General features: G+C 43.0%; 15 protein-coding genes. 5 read left to right on the top strand and 10 right to left on the bottom strand.

All coding sequences use genetic code 11. The annotated features are described in order from the left end of the window. Positions 1–136 precede the first annotated feature (136 nt). Positions 137–811, top strand: coding sequence for a DsbA family protein (locus NG22_RS04585; RefSeq protein ID WP_172674322.1), 675 nt, complete (start codon positions 137–139; stop codon positions 809–811). 141 nt (positions 812–952) lie between these two features. After that, positions 953–1,144: a cold-shock protein gene (locus NG22_RS04580; RefSeq protein ID WP_053404629.1), complete on the top strand. Its 192-nt coding sequence runs from the start codon at positions 953–955 to the stop codon at positions 1,142–1,144. A gap of 93 nt (positions 1,145–1,237) precedes the next feature. Here NG22_RS04580 and NG22_RS04575 read toward each other — a convergent pair whose 3' ends face one another. The 4 genes from NG22_RS04575 to NG22_RS04555 all read right to left on the bottom strand — a co-directional run bounded on the left by NG22_RS04575 (position 1,238) and on the right by NG22_RS04555 (position 6,484). Then, on the bottom strand, positions 1,238–2,332 hold the full coding sequence (locus NG22_RS04575) for an ATP-binding protein (RefSeq protein WP_172674321.1): 1,095 nt from the start codon (positions 2,330–2,332) through the stop codon (positions 1,238–1,240). 880 nt (positions 2,333–3,212) lie between these two features. Continuing rightward, complete coding sequence (locus NG22_RS04565) at positions 3,213–3,677, bottom strand: DUF1456 family protein (RefSeq protein WP_053406881.1); 465 nt, start codon at positions 3,675–3,677, stop codon at positions 3,213–3,215. A gap of 653 nt (positions 3,678–4,330) precedes the next feature. Beyond that, positions 4,331–4,711 carry a DUF779 domain-containing protein gene (locus tag NG22_RS04560; protein WP_053404626.1) on the bottom strand — a complete coding sequence of 127 codons (381 nt, stop codon included), beginning with the start codon at positions 4,709–4,711 and terminating at the stop codon, positions 4,331–4,333. Between the two features lie 249 nt (positions 4,712–4,960). After that, entirely contained in the window at positions 4,961–6,484 is a 1,524-nt protein-coding gene (locus NG22_RS04555) for an aldehyde dehydrogenase family protein (RefSeq protein ID WP_053404625.1), read from the bottom strand. Positions 6,485–6,693: 209 nt separating this feature from the next. Here NG22_RS04555 and NG22_RS04550 point away from each other — a divergent pair, with 209 nt between their 5' ends. Both NG22_RS04550 and NG22_RS04540 read left to right on the top strand, forming a co-directional pair. Then, a complete protein-coding gene (locus NG22_RS04550) occupies positions 6,694–7,620 on the top strand; it encodes a helix-turn-helix domain-containing protein (RefSeq protein ID WP_253275649.1) in 927 nt (308 codons plus the stop codon). Between the two features lie 312 nt (positions 7,621–7,932). After that, a complete protein-coding gene (locus tag NG22_RS04540) occupies positions 7,933–8,742 on the top strand; it encodes a hypothetical protein (protein WP_053404623.1) in 810 nt (269 codons plus the stop codon). A gap of 1 nt (position 8,743) precedes the next feature. Here NG22_RS04540 and NG22_RS04535 read toward each other — a convergent pair whose 3' ends face one another. From NG22_RS04535 to NG22_RS04510, 6 genes are all read right to left on the bottom strand, one after another. Beyond that, positions 8,744–9,616 carry a glycine betaine ABC transporter substrate-binding protein gene (locus NG22_RS04535; protein ID WP_053404622.1) on the bottom strand — a complete coding sequence of 291 codons (873 nt, stop codon included), beginning with the start codon at positions 9,614–9,616 and terminating at the stop codon, positions 8,744–8,746. A 165-nt stretch (positions 9,617–9,781) separates the two neighbouring features. Then, a complete protein-coding gene (locus NG22_RS04530) occupies positions 9,782–10,558 on the bottom strand; it encodes a LytTR family DNA-binding domain-containing protein (protein WP_053404621.1) in 777 nt (258 codons plus the stop codon). Beyond that, positions 10,551–11,615, bottom strand: a complete 1,065-nt coding sequence (locus NG22_RS04525) for a sensor histidine kinase (RefSeq protein ID WP_172674320.1) — start codon at positions 11,613–11,615, stop codon at positions 10,551–10,553. The genes NG22_RS04530 and NG22_RS04525 overlap by 8 nt, the downstream gene beginning before the upstream one ends. A gap of 118 nt (positions 11,616–11,733) precedes the next feature. Then, on the bottom strand, positions 11,734–13,098 hold the full coding sequence (locus tag NG22_RS04520; RefSeq protein ID WP_053404619.1) for a TolC family protein: 1,365 nt from the start codon (positions 13,096–13,098) through the stop codon (positions 11,734–11,736). Further along, the gene (locus NG22_RS04515; RefSeq protein WP_072159032.1) at positions 13,088–16,249 is read right to left on the bottom strand and encodes an efflux RND transporter permease subunit; all 3,162 of its coding nucleotides are present in this window, start codon (positions 16,247–16,249) and stop codon (positions 13,088–13,090) included. The genes NG22_RS04520 and NG22_RS04515 overlap by 11 nt, the downstream gene beginning before the upstream one ends. A 7-nt stretch (positions 16,250–16,256) precedes the next feature. After that, the gene (locus NG22_RS04510; protein WP_053404617.1) at positions 16,257–17,369 is read right to left on the bottom strand and encodes an efflux RND transporter periplasmic adaptor subunit; all 1,113 of its coding nucleotides are present in this window, start codon (positions 17,367–17,369) and stop codon (positions 16,257–16,259) included. Between the two features lie 787 nt (positions 17,370–18,156). Here NG22_RS04510 and NG22_RS04505 point away from each other — a divergent pair. After that, positions 18,157–25,386, top strand: a complete 7,230-nt coding sequence (locus tag NG22_RS04505; RefSeq protein ID WP_053404616.1) for a type I polyketide synthase — start codon at positions 18,157–18,159, stop codon at positions 25,384–25,386. The last annotated feature ends 535 nt before the right edge of the window (positions 25,387–25,921 follow it).

Here is a 25,921-nt window from a genome sequence, read left to right as displayed (position 1 = left end):
AGGGTAATATTTCCAGATTATTCCAAAAAAACGCATATGGGGCATTCCCATTTTCGGAAAAGATAAAACAGACATGTTTCCTATCTGACTTTTCGAGGGAGAAAGCCTTATTAATTTCACGGTTAATATGGAAAAAATGAAAAAACTTAAAATTGAAATAGTTTCTGATGTGGTCTGCCCATGGTGTTACATTGGAGTGAGCAGACTTGAGAAAGCCTTAAAATCTTCGGGAAATGTGAAAGCAGAAATCAGCTGGAGACCTTTCCAATTACATCCGGAAATTCAGGCTGGAAATCAAGAACATTACGAAACCTTTTTGGGAAACAAGTATCAACAGGACCCCAAACCAATGATCGCTCAAATGGAAGCGGTGGCACAGCAGGAAGGGGTGAATATGAACTTTTCAAAAGTAAAAAATGTCCCTAACACGCTTCAGGCACATCGATTAATGCATTTTGCGCGTTTGGAGGGAAAAGATGACGCGCTGTCCAGAATATTATTTCAAGCTTATTTCGAAATGGGTGCGGATGTAGAAAACCTGAAAACACTTGCCCAATATGGCGAACAGGCAGGTATGAGTAAACTGAAATTGGAAGAATTTTTACAAACTGACCACGGCATGCAGGAAGTCAATCAGGAGGAGGCTGCATTTCGGGCCGAGGGAATTACTGCTGTACCCACCTTTATCATCAACGATCAATTCATGATTCAGGGCGCTCAAACCCCTGAAAACTGGTTAAATGCCTTCCAACAAATCGAAAATCACTCCAATGACGATGGAGCTTGCTGTGGAAGTGACGGTTGTTGTTAAAACCATCAATTGGATTATAATTAGCCACTTTTTGCAGAATACAATTGGAATCCTCCAAAAAAAACAAAACATTTAAAAAATTACCTTCAGAATTTTGAAAACATATAAATAACGGCTACCTTCAAGCACAATATTTTAATAATGAAAAAAGGAACAGTAAAGTTCTTCAATGATGACAAAGGTTTCGGCTTTATCATCGATGAGGAAACAAAACAAGAGTACTTTGTACACGTAACAGGTTGTACTGAGGAAATCAGAGAAGGTGATGACGTAGAATACGAACTTACCGAAGGAAGAAAAGGATTGAATGCTATTAACGTAAAACGCGTATAAAATATTATTCATTACCCATTAAATGGAAAAGCCCGAAATTTCGGGCTTTTTTATGCGCTTTACTTTTTTGCTGCTGAACACAGCGGCTAAATTTTATGATTTGGGAAGGGTAAAATAAAACTGTGAACCCATACCAAAGTCAGAATTCAGCCAGATTTCCCCTCCATGTAGTTCCACAATTTTCTTACAATGCGCCAGCCCAATACCCGTACCTTCAAAATCGGTCGGACTATTTAATCGACTAAACATCCTAAATATAGCGGATTGCTGATGTTCTGGAATACCAATACCATTGTCAGACACCACAAACTGAAAATATTTGGGCGACTCACTAAATTCAATAGCCACCATGGGCACTTTCCCTTTTTTCTGAAATTTTATCGCATTACCGATCAAATTTTGGAATAACAACCGAATTTCCACCGGATAAACCTCTACTTCCGGCAAATAACCATAAACCACCTTCGCTCCGCTACTCTCAATGGAGGAGGCCAAATCAACCAAAACATCTCCCACCACTCCATTCATATCCAATTTTTCTTTCAAGAAACTTTTCCCGATTTGACTGTGCTCCAATAGCCCCTCAATCAAAAGAGTCATTCTATCCAAAGATTGGTCGACTACCTTCAATAATTCAACACTCTCTTCATTAACTATATTTTGATTCATCATTTGAAAAACTTCCAATGCCCCTTTCACTGACTTCAATGGGGCTTGCAAATCATGAGAAGCCACATAGGCAAACTGATTAATCTCTTGCTGTAGACGATATCTATCAGAAATATCCCGGCAACATCCATTGGAATACATAATATTACCATTCCCATCACGTACAGCTTCCACACTCAAGAGGATTGGAATGACGCCTCCCGCCTTAGTTCTGAACATTAATTGCTGATTCTCCAATCGGCCGCATTCTCTAAAAGTTTCCAAAGCCTCCCGGACTTCTTCATGACAACTTGGATCATAAATATAAAAAACGGTTTTATTTAACACTTCTGCTTTGGTAAAACCTGTTTTCTTGAAAAGGGTGTTGTTACAGCCGATGATCTTTCCATTTTCAGGGTTTACTGATAAATACATATCCGGGGCATTTTCATACATCAACCGGTAGTCAAGCCCTAGTCGATAATCCTTATCAAAGTTTTCCCAATCCCCTTGATTTTTTTGAAAATGATTTATTTTCATAGCCCTAAATTTGATCATTCACTCCTTAATCAATCGAAAATCAGAGACTTACGGTTTCCACCTTTTTTTTGCGCAAACTGTACTTTTTATTCCTGAATCTCATTTTAAAACAGGAAATCGAAGTGCAATCAAAAAGGCCATGATCAGATAAAAACGCTTTTGCTAAAAAAAGGGCCTAAAGAGCTTAGCATCTCGGCTAATAGATTGGGGTTAATCGCCTAAAAATGAGGCATTCACAATAAGCCCTCCTGTTATTTCCAAAATTCGTAAGTTCCCTCAATAGCAAAAAGACTTAAATGTTTATCAGGAAGAATATTGGGAAAATAAAAACAGGTAAGATATTGGTCCTTTTTGCAAGAAAAACAACAAAGCTTATGATGAAATTTCACAGAAAAAAGGTGAGGAATGAGCTGGCAGGTGCATCAAAATATTGCTCAAAAGGGTATATAGAAAAATATCCTAGCGCATTCCAAAAGAGAAACACACCGATTTAAAATCAAGAAATTTCCACCTTTTAATTAAACCGAAATATTCATGTTTAGCTGTATGACTGAAAGCTGATGGAATTTTTCCTGGTCCGATTTTTTTTCCAATGAGGCAGAGGATAGTGTAGCACACAAGCTCATCCCAATTGGTAATATAAAAATCAGCGAAACCAATCACATCCCTCTTAAATAAGGCTATTCAAATGAGATAATACATTGATCGGTGAATAATTTGGCTTAAGGCGAATGTATCTCTTGCCGGAGCTTTCACATGATAAAGATTCACTTGAGGATAATTCTCCACTACAAAATTGAAGCTTATTACCCCCAATAAATCCGTTTTACTTTTGCGCTATTTTCATTTTTCTAAAGGAGTTTGGCTCCTTGAATACAGCCTAAGCTTTCTTACGCAATTGCTTTTCTAAACCATATAGAAAGTTACGCATGACCTGATCTTTACAAAGGCGATACTGCGCCTGTTCCGGCTTCCTAAAAAAGGCACTCAGCTCATGTTTGCCTAATTTAAAATCCACTTTACGCAAAATCCCTAACATATCCTCATCTTTGAAATTCAATGCGATCCGCAATTTCCTGAGGATGATGTTATTATTCAGTTTTTGTTCGGGCTGATAAGTGACTCCCTCTTTTTTCCCTCTCTTTAATACGATCAGGCCATTCAAATAAGCCGCTAATTCCACATCCTTGAGTTCCACAAAATCAGGATCATCGTCTCGCTTCAGCCAGTTACTCACCTGGGCTCGGTCTGTAGACACCCCTCCTTCTTCAAAAAGGCCTATCATTTGTTTATCGTTAAAATCGAAAGCATACCGTAGCCTTCTTAAAATATCATTATTCTCCATTTCTCTAGCTCTTTTAAGATCCCAAAGATACAATATTGAAAGGAGGGAAACCGTAAAATCCATCACTAAATACTTAAGCCGGATTATTCATGTTTAAACCGAATTTTACAAGCTTAAATACTCGTTTAGCTAAAAGGCGGAAAAATAAAGGAATAGTAGTATGTTTCGAGTTTTTCCAAGGAAGCAGATAATTGAGGAGAAGGCAAGCTACCCAAATAGGGGCTAATATCAAATCGGCAAAATCAATTTACAAACTGCAAAAACACACTTAAGGCGACAACCTGAATCTAGGGATGAATAATTTAGGCTAACACACCAACTACGACTACCAGCAGGCTTTTCACCTAAAAAACCTGGTACCAATGCCCAAAATCATCAAATTTTTAATCCGCCTTCCTGATTTTGAAAAGGCCCTGAGATGAATTCAGCCAGAACGAAAATTTAACCCGGATTATTCAGGCTTAAATTCTCGTTTAGCGGCAAGAATGAAGGAATAGTTTCCTATTTCGAGTTTTTTCAAACAAAACAGATGAATGAGGAGAAAGCAAGCCTGCCCAAATTTGGGCTATTATAAAACAAAGAAAATAAATTGTAATAAACTGAAATTAAATCACTTACACTAAGTGAATAAATATAGCGGTGAATAATTCGGGTTAAGACTGGTATTCCCCAAAATGTATGGGGGAAAGGTCTGAAAGCTCTTCCTCTGAAAACATTCTGGAGGAAATAATAAATCGCTTGCCAGAAGGGATTTCCAGGGAAAAACTCGAGCCTCTACCGGCGACCACTCTCACTTCTATTTGGGTATGCTGCCAATATGCAAACTGATCCTTGGACATATAAAAATCACAACCCTCAATTTCCCCTAACCAAACGTCAGTTTCATTGATCATCAGATCCCCTTTTTCCAGACACATCGGGGATGAACCATCGCAACAGCCCCCACTCTGATGAAAAATTAATGCGCCAAACTTCTGCTTTAAGCTGGCAATAAGCGCTGCGGCATCTTTTGTGACCGTTACTCTGGGCACCATACTTTATTGTTTTAAATTAAACCAACAGAAAAGGAGTCAATATCAGACTCCCTTTTTAAAATCAATCCGCTAAAATCAACATCAGAAATAAAGCGAAATAAAAGCCCGGCCATCCGAAATAAAGGACAGGAATAGCTTTGTTACCCATAGGAATCACTGCAAAAGAGGTGGATTACACTTCAAACAAAGCGAGCTCCATACCACAACTGGTAAATTTTCCTTACGAATAGCCGAACTTCTAGACGCTAACTAGAAGAATCCCATCGCTTTTTTATCATAAGAGATCAGCATATTCTTGGTTTGGCGATAGTGATTCAACATCATTTTATGTGTTTCTCGACCTATCCCGGATTTTTTATACCCTCCAAAGGGCGCATGCGCCGGATATAAATGATAGCAATTCACCCAAACGCGGCCTGCTTGCACCTGTCTGGAAATCTGATATGCCTGATGCATATCTCTGGTCCAAACGCCTGCTCCAAGGCCATAGAGGGTGTCATTGGCAATTTCCAAAGCCTCGGCCTCATCTTTAAATTTGGTAACACAAACCACAGGACCAAAAATTTCTTCCTGGAAAACCCGCATTTTATTATTCCCTTCCAAAATCGTGGGCTGAATATAATATCCTCCTTCTAAACCTTCGTTAAAAGCCGCCTCACCACCGGCCAACACCTTGCAGCCCTCTTCCTTCCCAATCTCCAAATAATTTAAAATCTTTTGATATTGATCATTACTGGCCTGCGCGCCCATCATCGTTTCCGGATCCAGCGGGTGGCCCAATTTAATCGCCTTTACCCGTTCTACTACACGTGCCATGAAATCATCATAAATACTTTCCTGCACCAACATTCTGGAGGGACAGGTACAAACTTCGCCCTGATTCAATGCGAACATCGCTGCCCCTTCCAGGCATTTATCGAAGAAATCATCATCTGCATCCATCACATTAGAAAAGAAAATGTTAGGGGACTTTCCTCCCAGCTCCAGGGTTACCGGCGTAATATTTTTAGAGGCATATTGCATAATAAGCTGCCCGGTAGTGGTTTCACCGGTAAAAGCGACTTTTCGAATGCGAGGGCTTGAGGCCAGAGGCTTTCCTGCTTCCGGTCCAAAGCCATTGACAATATTCACTACTCCTGCGGGAATCAGGTGCTCAATGAGCTCCATTAACACCAAAATCCCCACGGGCGTTTGTTCTGCCGGCTTTAATACCACACAATTCCCGGCCGCCAAGGCAGGAGCCAGCTTCCAGGTTGCCATCAAAATTGGAAAATTCCATGGGATGATCTGCCCCACTACCCCTAATGGCTCCCACACATTGGTGGAAACCGTATCGGAATCCAGCTCACTAATGCTGCCTTCCTCAGCCCGAATAACACCCGCAAAATACCGGAAATGGTCAATGGCCAATGGCAAATCCGCCGCCATCGTTTCCCGAATGGCTTTCCCATTATCCCAGGTTTCCGCCCTCGCCAGCAATTCCAGATTCGCTTCCATAACATCCGCTATTTTTAAAAGCATATTGCTCCTGGTGGTTGCAGAGGAATTATTCCAGCTTTCAGCGGCTTTCCAGGCGGCATCAATGGCCAGTTCGACATCTTCAGCAGTAGATCGGGCTACCTGAGTAAAGGCGGCACCATCTACAGGGGAAGTATTTTCAAAGTATTCGCCTTTTACCGGGGCAAGCCATTGGCCTCCAATAAAGTTTTCATACTGATTCTTAAAAGTAGGTTTTGCCAATTGCTGATCTACAGCGGTTGATACATTGCTCATATTATAATTTGGTTTTCGGGTGAAGACTTATTCCCTAATCTATTGAGGGATACTTACTTAGAATTTACCCAAATAAAAACTGGAACAATTGAACTATCCTATCATCCTCCTTGCACTATCCTTGCGAGTTTCCAAAAATGAGCGCTATTTTTTATTTATTATTTTTTCACAATCACTTAAATTTGATTATTTTTTATTAAATCTTCATCATGACCCGAGGCCCCTTTATGCAATTATCAAAAGAATTTCATCAATACCGAAAACTGGAGCAACTGGTGGAAAACAAAACCTCCTACCAGCTCGAACAGGCTGAGCTTCATATATTTGAAACACATGAGATAGCAGAAAAAATCAGTTTAAAATTTGATACACCGGTTTTAGCGACCATGATGCAGGGCAAAAAAATCATGCAACTTAACGAAGGAAAGTCGTTCAATTTTCTTCCATCAGAATCGCTCCTGCTATTGCCCGAAACCCCAATGCTGATCGACTTCCCGGAGGCCAGTTTCCAAAATCCCACCCGCTACCTGGCGATGACCATCTCTGAAGAAAAAATCAAAGAGATTCTACAACTCATCAATGAACGATTTAAATCGAGAGAAGAAAACGAATGGTTAATGAGCCGAATTAACTTCCATTTCAAGCATGATTTTGCTCTGCAGCAGGTGCTTCAGCATATTTTACTCATTTTCACTGAAGATCATCCGACGAAAGATCTATTTCTGGACTTTGCGTTGAAAGAACTTTTGATTCGTATTCTTCAGCATGAGAAAAAAGCCCAATACGAAAAGGGGGAACAGGCGATTTGTAGCAATAATCGGGTCGCCTTTATTATGCAATATATACAGCAGCATTTGGATGAACCACTCGACATTAAAACCTTAAGTCAAAAGGTATATATGAGTGAATCACATTTTCATCGGGTCTTTAAAAATGAAGTAGGCATCTCCCCTATTGAATACTTGATTGATAAGCGAATTTCAAAAGCGAAGGACTTATTACAGCAAGAAGACATCCCTATTAAAGAGGTTTATTTGGCCTGTGGGTTTAACAATATCTCCTATTTCAATCGGCAGTTTAAGCGCAAAAACCAATGTTCGCCTAAAACATTCCGCCAACAGTTTTTTTCTTCTTAGTTGTACTGCTATTTAAGCCGGATTCTTCCTGCTTAAATCTTCGTTTAGCTGTTGGACAGGAAAAAGGAAGTAATTTTTCCTATTTTGAGTCATTTCCAACGAAGCAGATAAATGAGGAGAAAGCAAACCTCCCTCAATTTGAGCTAAGACCGTGTTTAAATCCCGGTGAAATATTGCCATTTCGATTAGGTGCAGTCTCCATTTCATTTGGAAGAAAGCCCTGTATTGTTATCTTTATTGACTTATCTTCTGCCCTGCCAGAATCGGTGATTTTTTTTAAACGGAAATACCAACCAAAATATACCCCGCCTTATGACCAAGGTTCGCCCTTTTTTACGCCTACTTTTTTATGCCTGGATTTTCCTGTTACTAACCATCATCTCCCAAATTGGGGGCATTATTTTATTAATCACCCTTTGGTTTAAAAGGCTCTTTTCTCCTTTTTCACTTTTAAAAAGAATCGGAATATTCTCGGCCTTATACCTACTGGCTACTTTTATCCTGATCCCCAACATTAGCCCTTTTTTCGGCAGAATTCCCATACAGGATCATCCCCACCTTATTACACAAGCCTGGACCGTTTTGCTCAACAGGAATTACGTGACCCCAAAACTCAATCAGGCCTTGCATAGTGCTGCCGACCAACTTGAGGGCACGGATATCAAAATTAACTGTTTAGATGCTAACTTCCCTTTCATCAATGGCTTCCCCCTATTGCCCCATTTGAGCCATGATGATGGCAAAAAAATTGACATTGCCCTTATTTATCAGGATCCGGAAGACGGTTCCATTATCAACCGACTAAAGTCGCACTCTGGCTATGGGGTATTTGAACCCCCACTACCTCATGAAAAAGACCAGATTAATCAATGTATACGCAGCGGGTTTAAACAGTATTCTTTTCCCCAATACCTTACTTTCGGAAAAATCAATCAGCACCTCTCCTTTTCTTCAAAAGGCAATAAAGTCCTGTTTCAGGCATTATTAAAAAAAAATTGTTGGGAAAAGATCTTTATTGAACCCCATTTAGCACAACGGTTAGGACTTCAGGATAACCGTATTCGTTACCACGGCTGTAAAGCAGTCCGACATGATGATCATATCCACTTACAGGTGAAATAAACTAATGAGCGCGGTTAAACCAGGAGTTTACCAAACCACGATTCTCTTCTACCCAGGCCTGTGCCACCTCCTGAGGATCCGCTGCTTTGTTTTCAAAGGCTTCCATGAGACTCGCAATCTCATAATTGGTCAGTTTAAAATTCTGAAAGAAGTTTTTGATTTTAGGGTCTTCGGCAGCAAAACCCTTTCGGGATAAGGCATGAATTTTTTCTTCTGAGCCATACACCATCAGCGGATCATCCAGAAATTTCATTCCCATCTCCGTAATCATATAGTGTGGGAACCAACCGGTCACCAAAATAGGCATCTTCTCCTCCATCGCTTTTCGCAAACTATCCACCAATTGAGGGCCTGAGGTCGCCTGCAATTCATAATCCAATTGGTAAACCTCCATGGCTTTCTGGGTGAGGATATGCAAACCAGATTTTGGATCAATACCTACGATTCTTCCTCCCAACTCCTTTTTATAGTCATTAAGCTGAGCAATATCATCCAAATTGGCCATATATTCCGGAACCATCAGACCCAATTTGGTCTGAGCCACCGTTACGCCCAAATCCTCCAGTTGATCCTGATATTGCTCCAAAAAACTCGCATGCGTGTTGGGAAGCCAGGCATCCAGAAACAAATCCGCACTCCCGTCTGCCAAAAGCGCAAAGGCGGTATCTATGGAGGCATTCACCAATCTGACCTCATAGCCTTTCTCTTCGAAAAGGTGCTTAACCAGGTAGGTCATGGCCACGCTCTCTGCCCAATTGGCATAGGCAATGGTAAATTGTGGTTGATCCACTTGTTGCTTTTGTTCCTGAGAGCCACAGGATACATTGAAGAAACTGAGAATAAGAAATAAAAAGCTTAAAAGGCAAAGTCTCATAAATCATTAAGCAGGTCTTCATGGATTAAATCCTGCCGGTCAAATGGTTATAGCAACAAAAGTAAAGGAATAATCAGTAAACTGGATGATTTTTAACAAAAATTGTTCTAAAATTATTAAAAACATCACAAATATCTAAGTTGAAATAATACAAAAATTATGGTTTTAGATATTCAACCACTGTTTAAACCTGGTTGCTTTCTCGGCAGAGATAAAAACCTCAGAAGGGGCCTCAGGAGCCATAAACAGCTTTAATTTCCCCTTAGAATAGGCACTCGCTTCTTTCACGGCATCTATCATAATGAGAAATTTCCTGTTCGCCCTGAAAAAATTCTTTGGATCAAGCTCCTGCTCCAATTGGTCAAGTGTATAATTGATATCATAATATTGCCCTTCCCTGGTCATTAAAAAAACTGATTTACTCTCCGCAAAGAAATATGCGATTTCCTCCACGCTTACGGTTCTGATCGTCTCCCGATAGTACACCATGAAACGCTGCTTATATTCTATCGGCTTACCCGACTGTATTAATTCGCTTAATTGGTGATAATTAAGATTAGAACTTCCCTCCTGGGCCGTTCTTCCTCCAAACATTTTCTCATACTTCTCAATAGCTTCCAGCAACTTCCCCCTGGACAGCGGCTTAAGCAAATAATCTACCGCATATTGCGTAAAGGCCTGCAGTGCATACTCATCAAATGCGGTGGTAAAAATAATGGGACAATGGACTTCGAGCTGATCAAAAATGGAAAAGCTATTGCCATCAGCAAGGTGGATATCCAAAAAAATCAGGTCCACTTCCGTTTCAGTCAGGAAATCAACCGTCTCTTTTACCGACTCCAAAATGTTGACTACCTCATAATCTGGCCGAATTTGTGAAATAAACGTCTGTAATTTTCTTGCTGAAGGCATCTCATCCTCCACAATTAGTACCTTAGTCATTTTGCTTATTAATTAATGAAAGAGTTGCCACATAATCCCCATTTACCCGCTCATAAAGCGGAGCCTCCATATTCAATAATAGAAATTTCTCGCGGAGGTTTCTTTGACCAGTACTGGTGGAAGACACTTTTTCTGCTCTGGGCTGAAAAGTATTGATCACCTTGAGTTGCCCATTAGCAGTGGTTATGATCTTTAAAAGCATTGGTTTTGACTTTGCGATAGCATTATGTTTAATAGCATTTTCTACCAAAACCTGTAATGACAGTGGCGGTAACCGTTTCTGAAGGTCATCCTGTTTCACCTCAATTTGATACTGAAAACCCTCTTCAAACCTGCTTTTAAACAAATAAAGATAGGCATCAATGAAGTTTAGCTCTTCTTCAACGGTGACTAAATCCTTTTCATTGATTTGTAATACATAGCGATATACATTTGAAAACTCCTGAATGAAGCTGTCGGCTTTTTCTACATCCTCATAAATTATGGAGGAAAGCACACTTAAATTATTAAAAAGAAAATGATGATCTAACTGCCCTTTCAGAGCCGAATACTGGCTATTGATTTTTTCTTTCTCCAATCGGGCTAATTTTACCTTAAGTTCTGATTGCGTCTCAAACTGCAAAAGCAATTCAATTAATGTCATGAACAAAGTGTTGGTCACTACGGGCATCACAAACCTCATCTCTTTAGGAATTTCGCCCGTCCCCATATTCGTCAGGTATTTAAAGATCACCCCTTCATTCCAGGTTATCATGATGGACATCGCAAAAACAAAGCACAACAGCATAGCAAAATTCGCCAAAAATCTTCGCCACCATGACTTACTCCAGGGCAGCACCTCATTGAGGTAGTAGATCACCTGTGACATGATCCCAATGGAAACAAAAGTCTCTAATAATATAAAAATGGTGCGGGATAAACTGATTTCTCTGATCTCGGAAAAGGTACGATATTCAAAAATAAACATGAGCACCATAGAGGTGGCCATCATTAAAACGCCTACCAGTGGTATTAAAAATATTCGAACATCGGGTTTAAAAAGCTTAAATCTGCCCATTCCTCTCATTTGTCATTTCCAAAAACATAAATATAAAAAGGGCGGATTGAAATGCTCCTCCGCCCTCACTGTAATATAAAAAACACAGCGGTGCAAAAAATGCCCCTTGCGTTATTTCTTATTGTTGATAATCGCCGATTAAGGATCCACTCAACTGAAGCAGATAAAATTCCGCTACTTTCGCCTGATATTGAGCATCACTGTAGCGATTCGCCACACTCAATAAATTCTCCTGAGCGGTACGGAATTCTATAGATGTCGCACGCCCCAGGGCATACATTTCCTTGGTGGTTTCAAAATTTAATTCGGCCTGTTCTAGGCTACTTTTCTGCAACTCCACTATCCTGCGCTTGTATTGATAGTCCGTAATGGCATTGGCTGCATCCCGCTCCACCTCTGCCATGATCTGACGGCTGCGCTCCTGCTCCGACATCAAATCCAACTTGGCATTTTGCTCTGCGGTTCTTTGTTGTCGCCCATTAAAAATATTGAAGCTGGCCGTTAATCCACCCGTAAAACCTTTGCTTTCATTGTACAATATTTGACCGGCATCGGTATCCATATGGCTATACCCATAACTACCGTAAGCGGATATCGAAGGCATTTTTCTGGCTTTGGTAATCTTCATATCCCATTCGCTAATGCCCTCCTGCTTTTGTTGCGTGACCAAAGCAGCATTATTCGTCATCGTATTGGCCAGCACATCCTCCATATTGATATCTTCCCGGAAGGCAATCTGATCATCCACTTCAAAAGTCTCCTGAACCGCCACCCCCAGAATCACATTCAAATCCTTCACTGCCATCACAAACTGTTGTTCAGCCTGCAATAATGCCGTGGAATCCGAATTCATATCTACCTCTGCATTTAACAAATCCAATTGATTCGCCTGCCCAAAAGCTTTCTGATCTACCGCCCGCACATACCGGTCTTTGGATATCGCTAAAGAGCTCTTGGCCAGATGCCAATTTTGCTGACTACGGGCCACCTCATAATACTGCTGAGCCACCTGAAAAATCGTCATTTCCATTTGCTGTCGAAATAAGGTCTGTTGCAGGTCATTGGCATCCTTCAGCTTTTTATAAGTATACACATTTCCAAATCCATCAAATAAGGTATAATCCATCCGGACATTCCCATTATAAGTCAGTGTTTCCGCCCCGTCAATATTGATCACTTCTCCTGCCGAAGGGGTTTCACCCATATTGACAAACTGCATCTCGGTGTCATTCACTGAGTACTCCGTTCCACCGTTTGCGGTAAGAGAAGGTAGCAATCCTGCATTTCCGGCTGTGGCACTATTTTCAGACTGCTTCAATTGATTCTGAGCAATCTTCAAATCATAATTATTCACCAGGGCTACTTCAATGGCTTTCTGAAGGTTCAGCAATCCGGGCAAAGCCGTAGTATCCTTATCCTGCGCCCAAAGGGAATTGCTTAAGAAAAGCAATCCACCTATTAACAAATATTTATTAATCTTCATATTCGTACTCCATTTCCTTAATTGCACTTTCGACTTCTTCATTCGACACGGTTCGACCTTCACGAAGAGAAGCGATTTTTACTTTAAGCTGATTCACCACCAACAACATCGCCGGCAATAACAATAAGGTAGTCGTTGTGGCAAGAATCATCCCGTAAGCCAAAGACAAGGCTACCGGAATCAGGAATTGCGCCTGCAAGCTCGTTTCGAAAACCATGGGAGCCATCCCTACCACCGTAGTCAGGGTGGTCAGCATAATCGGGCGAAAGCGGGAAATGCCGGCCTCAATCAGTGCTTCCTTATAGGGCATTCCTTCTTTCAGATTAATGTTCATGGCATTGATCAATACCAGGCCGTCGTTAATCATCACGCCCACCAGTGCAATCATGCCCATTCCGGACATCATCGAAACGGAGAAGCCATGAAACCAGTGACCGAACACCACTCCGATAAAGGCGAGTGGGATCATGGCGTAGACCAAAACAGACTGGCTTACTGACCTTAAAGTCAGGACCACCATCGCAAACATCAAAACCAAAACAATCGGCAAAACGAACTTAATGGAGTTGACCGTTTTGACCATCTCTCTTTGCTGCCCGTCAAAGTCAGCCGTCACTCCGGGATATTGCGCCAGAATAGGTTGGAGCACTTCCTTTTGCATCTTTTTCATAATGTCGGGCAGTGAGGCTTTGGGGTCTACCTGATTGGCCTGCAGCTGCACCTCCCGGTCATATTCCAAATGGCGGATATTGGCCACGCCATTGACCATTTTGATGGTCGCTAATTCTGATAAGGGATAAGCCGACCCATCCGCCAGGCGAATTTTCATGTCTTCCAGCTGGCCCAGATCTCGGCGGTTTTCTTCCGGATATTTGACCCAGACTTTCACCTCATCTTTCCCTCTTTGCAGGCGTTGTGCTTCACGGCCAAAGAATCCATCTCGAATTTGTGAAATTACTTCTTGCACTGTTACCCCCAGATAATGTGCCTTCTCCTTCAGCTCAATCTCAAATTCACGATTACCAATCGGCGTAATATCCGAAATATCCGTTAGCTCCGGCATGGCACGTAAGCCGATTTTTAAATCTTCTTTGGCTTGCTGCAATACCTCATTATCATCTCCTACTAATGAAATCGCGACCGCCTTTCCAAATGGACTAAAGGACTCATAGGTCAAACCCTCTGCTCCGGGAATGTCCCCCACTTTGTCTCGAATGCGTTGAATGACATCGGAAGCGGCCCCATTTCGCTGTTCAGCGTCTAAAAGCGTGATTTGCATGGAGGCCTGACTTCCTGAAGAAAGAAAACGCTGAAATACATCCTGAACCATATCCTGCTGTCCGGGCTGAGCATCACGTAATTCGTCATTTACTTCCCAAATCGCATGCATAATTTTGTCCAGATATTGCTGGGTGACGGCTTCCTCCGTCCCACGGGGCATGGTCAGCTCAATCGTAAAATCATCCCCTTCTACCTCTGGAAAGAAGGTCGAGCCTACAATTCTATTGGCGACCATGCCAATAGAAATAATGAACATCGCCGTAAAAATGGCGAAGGTCACCGACTTATATTCAATCGACTTTCTGAATATGGGCACATAAACTTTATCGCGGAACTTTAACAGTCCTCTTTCTGCCCAACCCATGTATTTTTGCCAAGCTGTCTTTTCCCCTTGCTTCAATGCCTTTGAATGGGCCACGTGTGCCGGAAGAATAATCAGTCCCTCAATTAGCGATACAAAAAGAATACTGATGACAATAATGGCGACCTCACTAAACATATCGCCCATGGTAGCATCGACAAACATAAAAGCCGAGAAAGCCAGCATGGTCGTGATGACGCCTGACACCACGGCCGGAGAAACCTCCAAGGTCCCATCGATGGCCGCTTTCACCGGCGGCTTACCCATTTGCCAATGACGATATATGTTTTCTGCCACCACGATGGCATCATCCACCAATATCCCTAAGACCAGGATCATGGCAAATAAAGACATCATATTAATGGTAACCGAAGTAGCCGGAATCAAAATAAACATCCCCATCATAGAAAAAGGGATACCTACTGCCACCCAAAAAGCAATTCGAGGATTTAGGAAAAGTGATAGAAAAATTAAGACCAGAATAATCCCCATCAATCCATTATCCACTAGCAGGTCTATTCGCTGTTGCAGGATGGTACTCATATCCTTATTCAATGCAGCCTCCAGCACATCCTGGCGTGCATTGTAATCTGCTATGTATTCCTTCACAATATCCGAAGCCTGCACAACATCTTCTTCAAAAGTAGTATTGATAATCACCAAAAAGGCGGGCTTACCATTATACATCACTTTGGAGGGCGTGTCTTCCCATTGGTCTTTGATCGTCGCCACATCGGAAAGGCGGATCACCCCTCCGGCAGCAGTATGACGTACCACAATATCCTCCAGCCCCATACTCTCATAGGACTTATTCCGCATTCGAATAAAAAACTCTTCCTCTCCATCTTTAATGGTACCGCCGGTCATAATCAGGTTGGCTGCGCTTACCGCCATGCTTACTTCCTGAAACGTCAGATTATAAGCCTCCATAGCCTCTTCATCCAGCAATACCCCGATTTCCTCCTCCGGATATCCGGCCAAATCCACTTTTGAAATTCCCTGAATCTTCAATAAATCGTGCTCCATTTTCTGAGCTTCCTGTTTCAGGTATTTCAATGAAACGGACTGATCTCCCTTGGGGGTAACAGTAAAGTTAACGGCAAAATTCACATTGTCATGCTTATAAGCCACCACCGATTCCACTCCCGTAGGGAAAGAGGCGATTTTCTCCACGGCATTCTTCACATCGGTAAGGGCTTTATCCATGTCGGTTCCACGCTCCATCTCAATCGTCACCTTGCCGCTATTCTCGGAAGATACCGATGTCACCCGCTCCATATTGGAAATCCCCTTGACCTCTTCTTCGATTTTGAGCGTAGCGCCTTCCTCAATTTCCTCAGGAGAAGCCCCGGGATACAAGACATCCACATAAATATTGTAGTTCGGGAAATTGGGGAAGAAATTGCGTTGAATTCCCGACAAAGACACCAAACCAAACACAAATATCAATACCATGACCAGGTTTACGGCCAATGGAAACTTTATAAAATAAGATATAATACTTTTCATATAGCTGCTATTGCTTAACCGACACCTTCATTCCTTCATAAGCGCTTTTAATGACGGTCTTTAATAAAGGCGTACCTGCCGATAAGCCTGACACCACCACCATATCGCCTTCTTTGGCCAAAACTTCCACCGCCTGCAGCTGCAAGCGTCCATTTTTCACCACAAACACCTTCCCTTCAGCGTTCAGCATTTTTCGGGGAACCGAAACTGCATTCTCAAAAGGCTTGGATTGCATTTCTGCCTTCAAGAACATCCCCTCTTTTAAGTCCTTTCCGGAAGTCTGAATGAATACTTTCACGGATTGAGATTGCTGGTCTATGGCTCCTCCAATGCGGACCACCTTGCCTTTCCATGATCCCTTAAGCTCAGTAGAGGATAATTGGGCTTCCGTCCCTAGCTTGATCTGATGCAAATATTGCATCGGTACAGTGACCTCTAATTCAAATTGGTCCGAAGAAATGAAAGTTCCCATCACCGTTCCGGTGCGGACGGCAGTCCCGGCTTCCGCATCAGCAGAAGTCACCACTCCATTAAAGGGCGCATAAATGCTATATTTCGATAATTTCTCCTCCCCCGACTTCACATTATAAAAAGAAGTATAAATCCCCTTGCCTGTAAGAAAAAATTGCTCCTGCTCAGACTGACTTTCTGGTAAAGCCGGAAGGCTGCGGTGCACGTCCACTTTTTGTAAATAAGCTTTCCATAATGGATAAGCAGCAGGATAATCTACCTTCAAATCCGGTAAAACCGCTGTCACCTGAGTGATAAAATCTGACTTCTGAGCCAACAGACTCATTTCAAATTCTCTGCGGTCAATCTCCAGCATCAATTGCCCCTTGCGATAAAGCTTTCCTTCCCGAAAATTTCGCGCTGAAGCCTTCAGCTGCCCATCCACCTGGGCAAAAATCTCATAACGATCTACCGCCTTTAGCCGACCGGTAGCACTTACCGTTTGGGAAATAGTACCCACCTGGGCATTCATGACTTCTACCAAAAGGGCGGATTGCCCCTCATCCAAAATTTTTGCCTCCATCCTGCGGGAGGGCATCAGGGTAAATATTCCAAATGCCAAAACTATAACGCCAGCAGCCAGGGATAAGGATATGATTCTCTTCTTCATTATAAATTTAGGTCTGTTTCTTTTCCAATACTGACCCAAAATTGAAAAGAAAATTACACGCCTTATAATAAGAGCCGACCAAAACGGGAAATTAGGGTATGAAACAGGAAATCCACCGATAAATGCTCCTTGTTACCTCTCCCTTTCTAAGCCTGCCTTTAAACAGCAAAATTTAATTTTTCATCCTTTGTGATAGACACCCATATTGATTAATCCTTTACAATATCACCCACTAACTCTAATTTTGGTTTAATATCACTCAAAGCCTTCATCACTTCTCATCCTTCTCTAACATCTCCACTCCCACAATTACAATTTCAAGAACTACCTAATTAAGCTATTAACCCCCAACAATTTGTAAAATGAATTCACGGGATTGTTATTAGCCGAAAAAGTTTAAAAAAAACCAAAAAAATTACTCTTGTATTATTCAAACTCAAAATTCAATCCTAAAAAGAAACTATTCACTGAAAAATAATTCATTTCTCACTGCTTTCGCCGGTAAAATCTGAATAAATAACCCTTATCACGAACTATCCTAAGGCCATTTCACCCCATTAATGTTAATAAAAACTGACATATATTGAAGGACTCTATATCAATATCAGTATTTGTAATTATTCCAATATTACATACCCTTTTTAAATACGTCGCTTTGAAAACTACCTTTTTCGGACATCCATTTTTATCTATAATTGCAATACTAGCAACTAACATTACATATAATTTTTCATGCTAGTTTAGAATTATAATTTAATCCATTTCACCAAACATCGCTATTTGACAGATGAGTAATCAGCATCATGGCAAAGAACCTATTGCTATTGTAGGTATTGGCTGTCGCTTTCCTGGAGAGGTAAACTCTCCAAAAGAATTTTGGGAAGCTTTAAAATCAGGTTTTAACGGAATCACAGAAGTTCCTGAGGACCGCTGGAGTATCACAGAGTATTATGATCCAAATCCGGACAAAGCCGGAAAAATCAAGCAGAAAAAAGGGGGATTCATTAAGGACATCGATAAATTCGATGCCGAATTTTTCAAGATTTTCCCTAAAACTGCGGAAAGAATAGACCCTCAGCAACGCTTATTGCTGGAGGCGACTTACAACGCCATGGAGGACTCAGGCATGAAGTTGGAAAACTTCAAAGGCTCCAATACCGCCGTTTATATGGGGGTTTTCATGAATGATTATTGGGATATCCAGGCTTCGCAGGCGCAAAGAAACCATGTAAGTCCTCATGTTCCGATGGGGGTTTCCCTAACCTCTATTGCCAACCGCCTATCCTGGCAATATGACTTAAAAGGACCATCAGTAACTTTAGATACCGCTTGTTCTTCCTCATTGGTAGGCGTTCACCTGGCTTGTAATGCTATTTGGAACAATGAGTCCGATATGGCGTTGGCCGGAGGGGTAAATTTGATCATCCGCCCGGAATCATCTTTAATGATGTCCAAGGGTAACTTCTTGTGCCCGGATGGTTATTGTAAATCATTCGATGCCAGAGGAAACGGCTACGTTCGCTCTGAAGGAGTTGGGGTCATGTTGATGAAACCACTTTCCAAAGCCATTGCGGATGGGGACGATATTTATGCGACCATCAAGGGTACTTCCGTAAATTCAGACGGTTATACAGAGGATGGATTTACAGTTCCTAACCCGGATGCACAAGCGGCCATGCTGCGTCAGGCTTATAAAAACGCGGGCATTGCTCCTCATGAAGTAGGATTCGTAGAAGCGCACGGTACCGGAACCAAAGTGGGTGATCCAATTGAGACAAGCGCTTTCGGCCAGGTATTCGCCGAGGGTCGTGAAAGCGATAAGCCTTTGGTGATTGGTTCGGTAAAATCCAATATGGGGCACCTGGAAGCAGCTGCCGGTATTGCGGGTATCATCAAGTTGACCTTATCGATCAAAAATCGTCAGATCCCACAAAACCTTCACTTTGAGACGCCAAATCCGGGCATCAAATTCGAAGAGTGGAAGCTGAAAGTACCTACCGAATTGATGGCATGGCCTTCGGAAAAAGTGATTGGAGGTATTAACTCCTTCGGTGCTGGTGGTACAAACGCCCACGCCGTTTTGGAAGCCTACGAGCCGGAAAAAATTGCTCCAGCGGAGGAAGAAGGTGAAAAATTGGTGAACGATATTTCCCTGTACACCATTTCTGCCCAGTCTGAAGCCGCTTTGAAAGCGATGGTGGCACACCACATCAGCTTCCTGAATAACACTACTGCAAGTTTGCAGGACATTTGCTACAGTTTGGGTAAATATCGCTCCAATCTTCAGTTCCGCTTATCAGTTGCTGTAGGTGACAAGGAGGAATTGTTGGAGGCACTGGAAGCTTACCTGAACGATGAAAGCCGTGTAGGTATGGTGACTTCTGAAGACACCGGATTGAAACCAAAAGTGGGCTTTATCTTCTCCGGTCAGGGTCCTCAGTGGTTTGGAATGGGTCGTCAGTTGATGCAGACAGAGCCTATTTTTAAAAGTGTTATTGACCGTATCGATGCCATTCTTTCTAAATTGGCGGACTGGTCATTAGTAGAAGAATTATCCAAATCAGAGGAAGAGTCCCGAATTTCTGAAACCCGTATTGCACAGCCTGCGATTATGGCTGTTCAAATTGGTTTGATGGAAATGTGGAAAGCTGCCGGCGTACAGCCAGAAGGCGTAGTAGGACACTCCATCGGTGAAGTAGCTGCGGCTTATACTTCCGGTGCTTTAACTTTGGAGCAGGCAGTGGATGTGATCTTCAACCGTTCTCGTGGTCAGGATAAAGCGACGGGCAAAGGAAAAATGTTGGCGGCAGCCATGACGGTAGAAGAAGCGAAAAAAGAGATCATTGGTGTGGAAGATGTCGTATCCATTGCGGCCATCAACGGACCAAAAATGTTGACTTTCGCCGGTGATGTAGCGCCATTGGAAGAAATTGCTGCTCGTCTGGACAGCCGTGATATCTTCCACCGATTCTTGCGCGTAAACGTTCCTTTCCACTCTCACCATATGGAGCCGTTGAAAGATGAACTGATCGCCGATCTTCGCCACATTGCCCCTAAGAAAGCTGATATTTCCCTTTACTCTACTGTAAGTGGAAAGCAGGAAGACGGAACCCATTTGGTTTCTGAATACTGGTATGCCAACGTAAGGGAGTCCGTATATTTCACGGACGCGGTACGTTCCATGATTCAGGACGGCTTCAATACCTTTGTGGAAATTGCTCCGCACCCGGTATTGGCTTCCGGCGCTATTGATTTGCTGAAAGAAGCAGGTGTGGAAGGTGCTTTGGTGGCTTCTATCCGCAGAAAAGAAGCAGAGAAACAAATCTTCATGCAGAACCTTGGATTGATGCACCAGCTGAACTACCCTGTTCAGTGGGAGAAAGCATGTCCGGGCGCTACTCAAAAAGTAGAAGTTCCTACTTATGCATGGCAGAAAGAATCTTTCTGGTTCGAGACCGAAGAACATAAAGCCAAGCGTACCGGCACAAAAGTTCACCCTATGTTGAACAGTGCAGTAGCTTCGAATGTCGACGAAGGGAACTTCATCTGGGACATCCAGCTGGACAAAAACGAAGAGCCATACATCCTGGATCACCAGGTGGATGATGTAATCATTTTCCCTGGAACAGGTCACCTGGAAATTGCTACGGCAGCAGGTCAGGCTTCTTTCGGTGAGCAATTCGGCTTCCTGGAAGATATCCGATTTGAAAATGCCTTGTTCTTGCCGGATGATGGGGAAATGCCACACGTACGTTTGGAGATTTCATCATTGGAAGGAGACTATGTGATTTCTACCAAGCCGCGCAATCAGGAAGAAGCAGAATGGACCCAGCACTCCCGCGGGAAAATCAACGCCCTGGGCGATCACTTCACTTCTGAACCGGCCAATCTGGAAGAAGTGAAAACACGTGTAAACCGTCGTATGCCGATCGTACCAATGTACAACGAGCTGAAAAATGCCGGATTGTTGTACGGGGATACTTTCCGTGCCATCACAGGACTTTGGACTTCCAAAGGAGAAGTACTTTCTGAAGTCACCCTGCATGATGACATCGAATACGGTGCGGAGCGTTACAATGTACACCCTGCAGTATTGGATGCTTGTTTGCACACCATTTTCGCAGGAAAAAAACACGAGCAAGACAATAAGCGCGGTATCTACCTGCCGGTAGGCATTGATCGTTTCAAAGTATTTGCGAAGCCGGAGAAAAAGGTATTCACCCACGTGACCATCAGCCGTGTAGATGATAAATTCATTTGCGGAGACTTCCAGGTATTCAATGCGGACGGAACTTTAGTCGCTGAAATCCAGGGATTCACCGGTAAGTATATTGAAGGATCCCGTGGTGAAGGCAAGCATGAGATTTATAAGCCTTGTTTCGAATACCAGTGGATGCAACCGGAAGAAGCTTTTGCCAATGCTACTGAAATCTCCGGTAACATTTTGGTATTCGCGGATACTAAAGGAATTCATGCGCCATTGGTAGAAAAACTGGAGCAGGCGGGTGGTCAAATTATCACCGTAAGCCAGGGCAACGCATTTGAAAAAACAGGTGCAAATGCCTATTCCATTAACCCGATCGAAACCGCTGACTACGCACAATTATTGGATGCGGTAGGGTCGGTAGAGAAAATCGTTTACCTTTGGGCAACGGATCTTCAGACCAATGACGATGCTTCTTTCGAGGCTTTCAACCAATTGCAGGAGCACTTCTGCATGAGTACGCTGAACATGTTGCGTACCGTTGGTGGAAAGGATTTGACCATGGACACCTGGTTGATCACCCGCGGAGCAGAGAAAGTATTGGGAACGGATACGAAGGTAGAATTGGCTCAGGCGCCGGTTTACGGTTTGGGCCGTGTTTCTAAAAATGAATTCCCAATGCTTCCGGTTCGTATCGCGGACCTAAGCGTGACGCCGACAGCAGAAGAAATCAACACCTTAGCCGACATCATCCTGACGACTCAGGAAGGTAAGGAAGAAGATACAGAATTTGCCATCCGTGGTGAGGAAGTAATGCTTCGTCGTTTGGTGCCTGTAGATGGGGATATCGTGGACAGCCGCGCGACCATCGACATGCCGGCTTCCGGTAGTGCTTATCAGGCAGAGGTTCAGGAAAATGGCATCCTGAACAGCTTAGCACTTCGTGCATTCAATCCTACAGCTCCTCAAGCTGGAGAAGTACAGATTGCGGTGAAAGCTGCAGGCTTGAACTTCAAGGATGTAGTCAATGGAATGGGCATCCTTTCTGAAGAAGCCGTTGCTGGTGGTGTAGCCGGTGCAGCTCTTGGTTTGGAGTGTTCCGGTATCGTAACTGCAATTGGTGAAGGTGTTTCCAATGTAAAAATTGGAGATGAAGTGATCGCCTGGGCAGCCAACTGTTTGGCAGGTTTAACAACCGCTCCGGCGCACTGTGTGGTAAGAAAGCCACAAAACATTTCACACGAATTGGCTTCCAGCTTGTCCGTAGTATTCTTAACGGCGCACTATGGTTTGAACCATTTGGCACGTATGGAAGAAGGCGACAAAGTCTTAATCCATGCCGCTACTGGTGGTTTAGGTATTGCCGCTATTCAATTGGCGAAATTAGTCGGTGCGGAGATTTATGCCACTGCAGGTTCGGAGGAGAAGCGTGCTTACCTTCGTGAAATGGGCATCAAACATATTTACAATTCCCGTACATTGGAATTTGCGGATCAGATTATGGCCGACACCAATGGTGAAGGAGTAGATATTGTATTGAACTCTCTGACCGGAAAAGCGATTACGCAATCCTTCAAATGTCTGGCACCTTTCGGTACTTTCGTTGAAGTAGGTAAAGCGGACATTTATGGCAACAGCAAATTGCCATTGAAGCGTTTCGGTGAGAATATCTCTTTCCACGTAGTGGATTTGGATCGTTTGATGGCGCAAAAGCCTCGTTTGGCCACGCGTTTATACGATGAGGTTACCGCACTTTTCGCAGAAGAAAAAGTAGCCGGTCACCCATTGGAAATCTTCCCGGTTTCTAAGGCAGGAGAAGCATTGAAATACCTTTCTCAGGTGGGCCACATCGGTAAAGTAGTGGTGAACATGGAGGAAGAAAGTGTGCCGGTATTGCCAGCGCACGAGTTACAATTCAGCGCAGAAGCCGCCTATGTGGTATCCGGTGGTGCTTCCGGTTTTGGTTTGGAAGTCGCGAAATGGATGGCGGAAAACGGTGCAGGTGAATTGGTGTTGCTTTCCCGTTCCGGTACAAAGTCTGACTATGACCGTGAGGTAGTCGCTTATATGGAATCTTTGGGATGTAAAGTAAGCCTTCCGAAAGTAGACATTACCGATGAAGCGGCATTGAAAGGCATTTTTGCTGAAGTAGCTGCTCCTATCAAAGGTTTGATTCACTCTGCTGCGGTATTGGATGACTGTACCATGCCGAATCTGGATGCGAATCGCTTCATGCGCGTTTACAATCCAAAAGCAATGGGTGCATGGGCTTTGCATAAAGCCTCTTTAGGGCACGATATGGATTTCTTCCTATCCTTCTCCTCTATCTCTGCCGTATTCGGATTGCCGGGTCAGGCCAACTACTCTTCCGCGAATAACTTCCTGGACAGACTAGCGACCTACCGTCAATCTCTGGGATTAGCAGGTAACTCTGTCAACCTTGGGGTATTGGGTGATTATGCGGGTATGTCCAAAGATGGCGGTCAGGTGATCGACGTCCTGGAAGCACAAGGCTGGACGATGCTGACGCTGAAGCAAATTCGCGAGACATTCGCCAAAATCATTTTGCAGGGAAGCACCCAGCGTATGGTGGCCAACCTGGACTTCAAGCGATTCAAGGATTTCTTCCCACAATTAGCAACCGACCGTCGTTTTGCCGAATTGATGAACGCTTCTAACGGTGATGGCGCCGGAGCGGGTGGTTCTTTGAAAGATCAGGTGATGGCCAAATCCGCGGATGAGCAAGCTCCTTTCCTACAGGAACAATTGCAGCACGCTTTGGCGAAAATTCTGGGAACTTCTCCGGATAAGATCGACATCCCTACCCCAATTTCTAAAATGGGTCTGGATTCGCTGATGCAGAACCAGGTACGTAACTGGATCTCTCAGAAACTGGAAGTAAATTATCCATTGATGAAGATCGCCAAAGGTCCTTCATTGGTAGATTTGGCGGCCGATCTTTTAGCTGGTTTTGCAGCGGAAGATACCGCAGAAGCTAAAACACCGGAAATCACGACCGATATCTCCGGTATTGAGCAGGCGGATGATCTGGAAATTCTGGGCGACAAGTGGTTTGTGCATAAAAAACGGGAGGACAATGCAAAACTGCGTTTGTTCTGTTTCCACCCGGTAGGTGCCGGTGCTTCCATGTTCAACCAGTTCATTTATGAAATGAATGAAGAGGTAGACGTTTATGCCGTTCAGCTTCCGGGTCGTGAGAACCGTAAGGATGAGACCAACCTGACGGAATTCTTCGATGTGATTGATGAGTTGGAGCGCGTAATGCTTCCACTATTAGATAAGCCTTTCGCTTTCTACGGACACAGTTTCGGTGGTATTTTGGCTTATGAACTACAGCACCGTCTACGTGAGAAGCACGGATTGTGCCCTGAGCATTCATTCGTATCCGGAACCATTTCCGCTCACCTGACGCCAACCTGGAGAAACCAGCGTGACACCATCCATGAAACTGCCGATGAGACGAACTCTGAAGCAAAATTGATGGGCTTGATGTCCTATATTGATGATGAAGCCTTCGTTCGCCAGATTCTACCAATCATGCGTAAGGATATGGAATTGATCATGGGTTATGATTATCAGGACAAGCAGAATTTCGAATGGCCGATTACCGCATTTGCCGCTGAGGAAGATGAGGTCGTATTGCCGGAAGAAATGGCACCTTGGGCACAGCATACCGATGGCAAATTCGAATTGCACGTATTACATGGTGACCACTGGTTCTTATCCAGAAACAAAGATTTCATTATGAGTACCGTTGAGAAAGCATTGCTTTCCACCACGGTTGAAAAATAATAACTTAAAAAAGGGGTCGGCTTACCGGCCTCTTTTTTTTATTTACCTCATCACACTTTTCAACAAAGCCTACCCCCTATTCTTCTGACCTTTCTGGAGAGAAGCAATTCCTCTGCTCTTTTATCAACAAAAGCGCAATCCATACCCCCAGATTTCTACCTGATCTGAATATTTTAAAAAAATTTTTTCCAAAGAAAAATATCCATCCTTCCCGCTTCTGAGCGGTTTCATCAAGCCTGTTTTTATTTACATTCATAAAGCGCAAATCCCTCTAAACCAACATTTTGAATTCCGGATCATTAAATGTAGATTAAAAATATATTGGTGAACCAATTTTGGTTTTTGATCAATCAATACTGTAATCAACCCCAATTATAAACTACATTTTTTAAACATTATGACCCACAAATTAAGATTCCGGAAAGTCCGATTTTCCGGTTACCAACTATTCACTTTATGTCTCATTGGCACATTAATGGCCTGTAGCAAAAATGAAACACTTAATGAATTGAGTGCACTTTCCCCAGCAACATCA

This window comes from Persicobacter sp. CCB-QB2, from assembly GCF_001274635.1.
Lineage (GTDB): Bacteria > Bacteroidota > Bacteroidia > Cytophagales > Cyclobacteriaceae > Persicobacter > Persicobacter diffluens.
Note: the sequence above shows the minus strand (reverse complement) of the source record. Positions and strands in the feature narration are given on the sequence as shown.

Excerpts from the sequence above, each read along its gene's own strand:
- NG22_RS04505 (WP_053404616.1), top strand. The coding sequence starts at position 18,157 with ATGAGTAATCAGCATCATGGCAAAGAACCTATTGCTATTGTAGGTATT.
- NG22_RS04530 (WP_053404621.1), bottom strand. The coding sequence starts at position 10,558 with ATGACTAAGGTACTAATTGTGGAGGATGAGATGCCTTCAGCAAGAAAA.
- NG22_RS04580 (WP_053404629.1), top strand. The coding sequence starts at position 953 with ATGAAAAAAGGAACAGTAAAGTTCTTCAATGATGACAAAGGTTTCGGC.
- NG22_RS04565 (WP_053406881.1), bottom strand. The coding sequence starts at position 3,677 with ATGGAGAATAATGATATTTTAAGAAGGCTACGGTATGCTTTCGATTTT.
- NG22_RS04550 (WP_253275649.1), top strand. The coding sequence starts at position 6,694 with ATGACCCGAGGCCCCTTTATGCAATTATCAAAAGAATTTCATCAATAC.
- NG22_RS04560 (WP_053404626.1), bottom strand. The coding sequence starts at position 4,711 with ATGGTGCCCAGAGTAACGGTCACAAAAGATGCCGCAGCGCTTATTGCC.
- NG22_RS04520 (WP_053404619.1), bottom strand. The coding sequence starts at position 13,098 with ATGAAGATTAATAAATATTTGTTAATAGGTGGATTGCTTTTCTTAAGC.
- NG22_RS04525 (WP_172674320.1), bottom strand. The coding sequence starts at position 11,615 with ATGGGCAGATTTAAGCTTTTTAAACCCGATGTTCGAATATTTTTAATA.
- NG22_RS04555 (WP_053404625.1), bottom strand. The coding sequence starts at position 6,484 with ATGAGCAATGTATCAACCGCTGTAGATCAGCAATTGGCAAAACCTACT.
- NG22_RS04575 (WP_172674321.1), bottom strand. The coding sequence starts at position 2,332 with ATGAAAATAAATCATTTTCAAAAAAATCAAGGGGATTGGGAAAACTTT.
- NG22_RS04515 (WP_072159032.1), bottom strand. The coding sequence starts at position 16,249 with ATGAAAAGTATTATATCTTATTTTATAAAGTTTCCATTGGCCGTAAAC.
- NG22_RS04585 (WP_172674322.1), top strand. The coding sequence starts at position 137 with ATGAAAAAACTTAAAATTGAAATAGTTTCTGATGTGGTCTGCCCATGG.
- NG22_RS04535 (WP_053404622.1), bottom strand. The coding sequence starts at position 9,616 with ATGAGACTTTGCCTTTTAAGCTTTTTATTTCTTATTCTCAGTTTCTTC.
- NG22_RS04510 (WP_053404617.1), bottom strand. The coding sequence starts at position 17,369 with ATGAAGAAGAGAATCATATCCTTATCCCTGGCTGCTGGCGTTATAGTT.
- NG22_RS04540 (WP_053404623.1), top strand. The coding sequence starts at position 7,933 with ATGACCAAGGTTCGCCCTTTTTTACGCCTACTTTTTTATGCCTGGATT.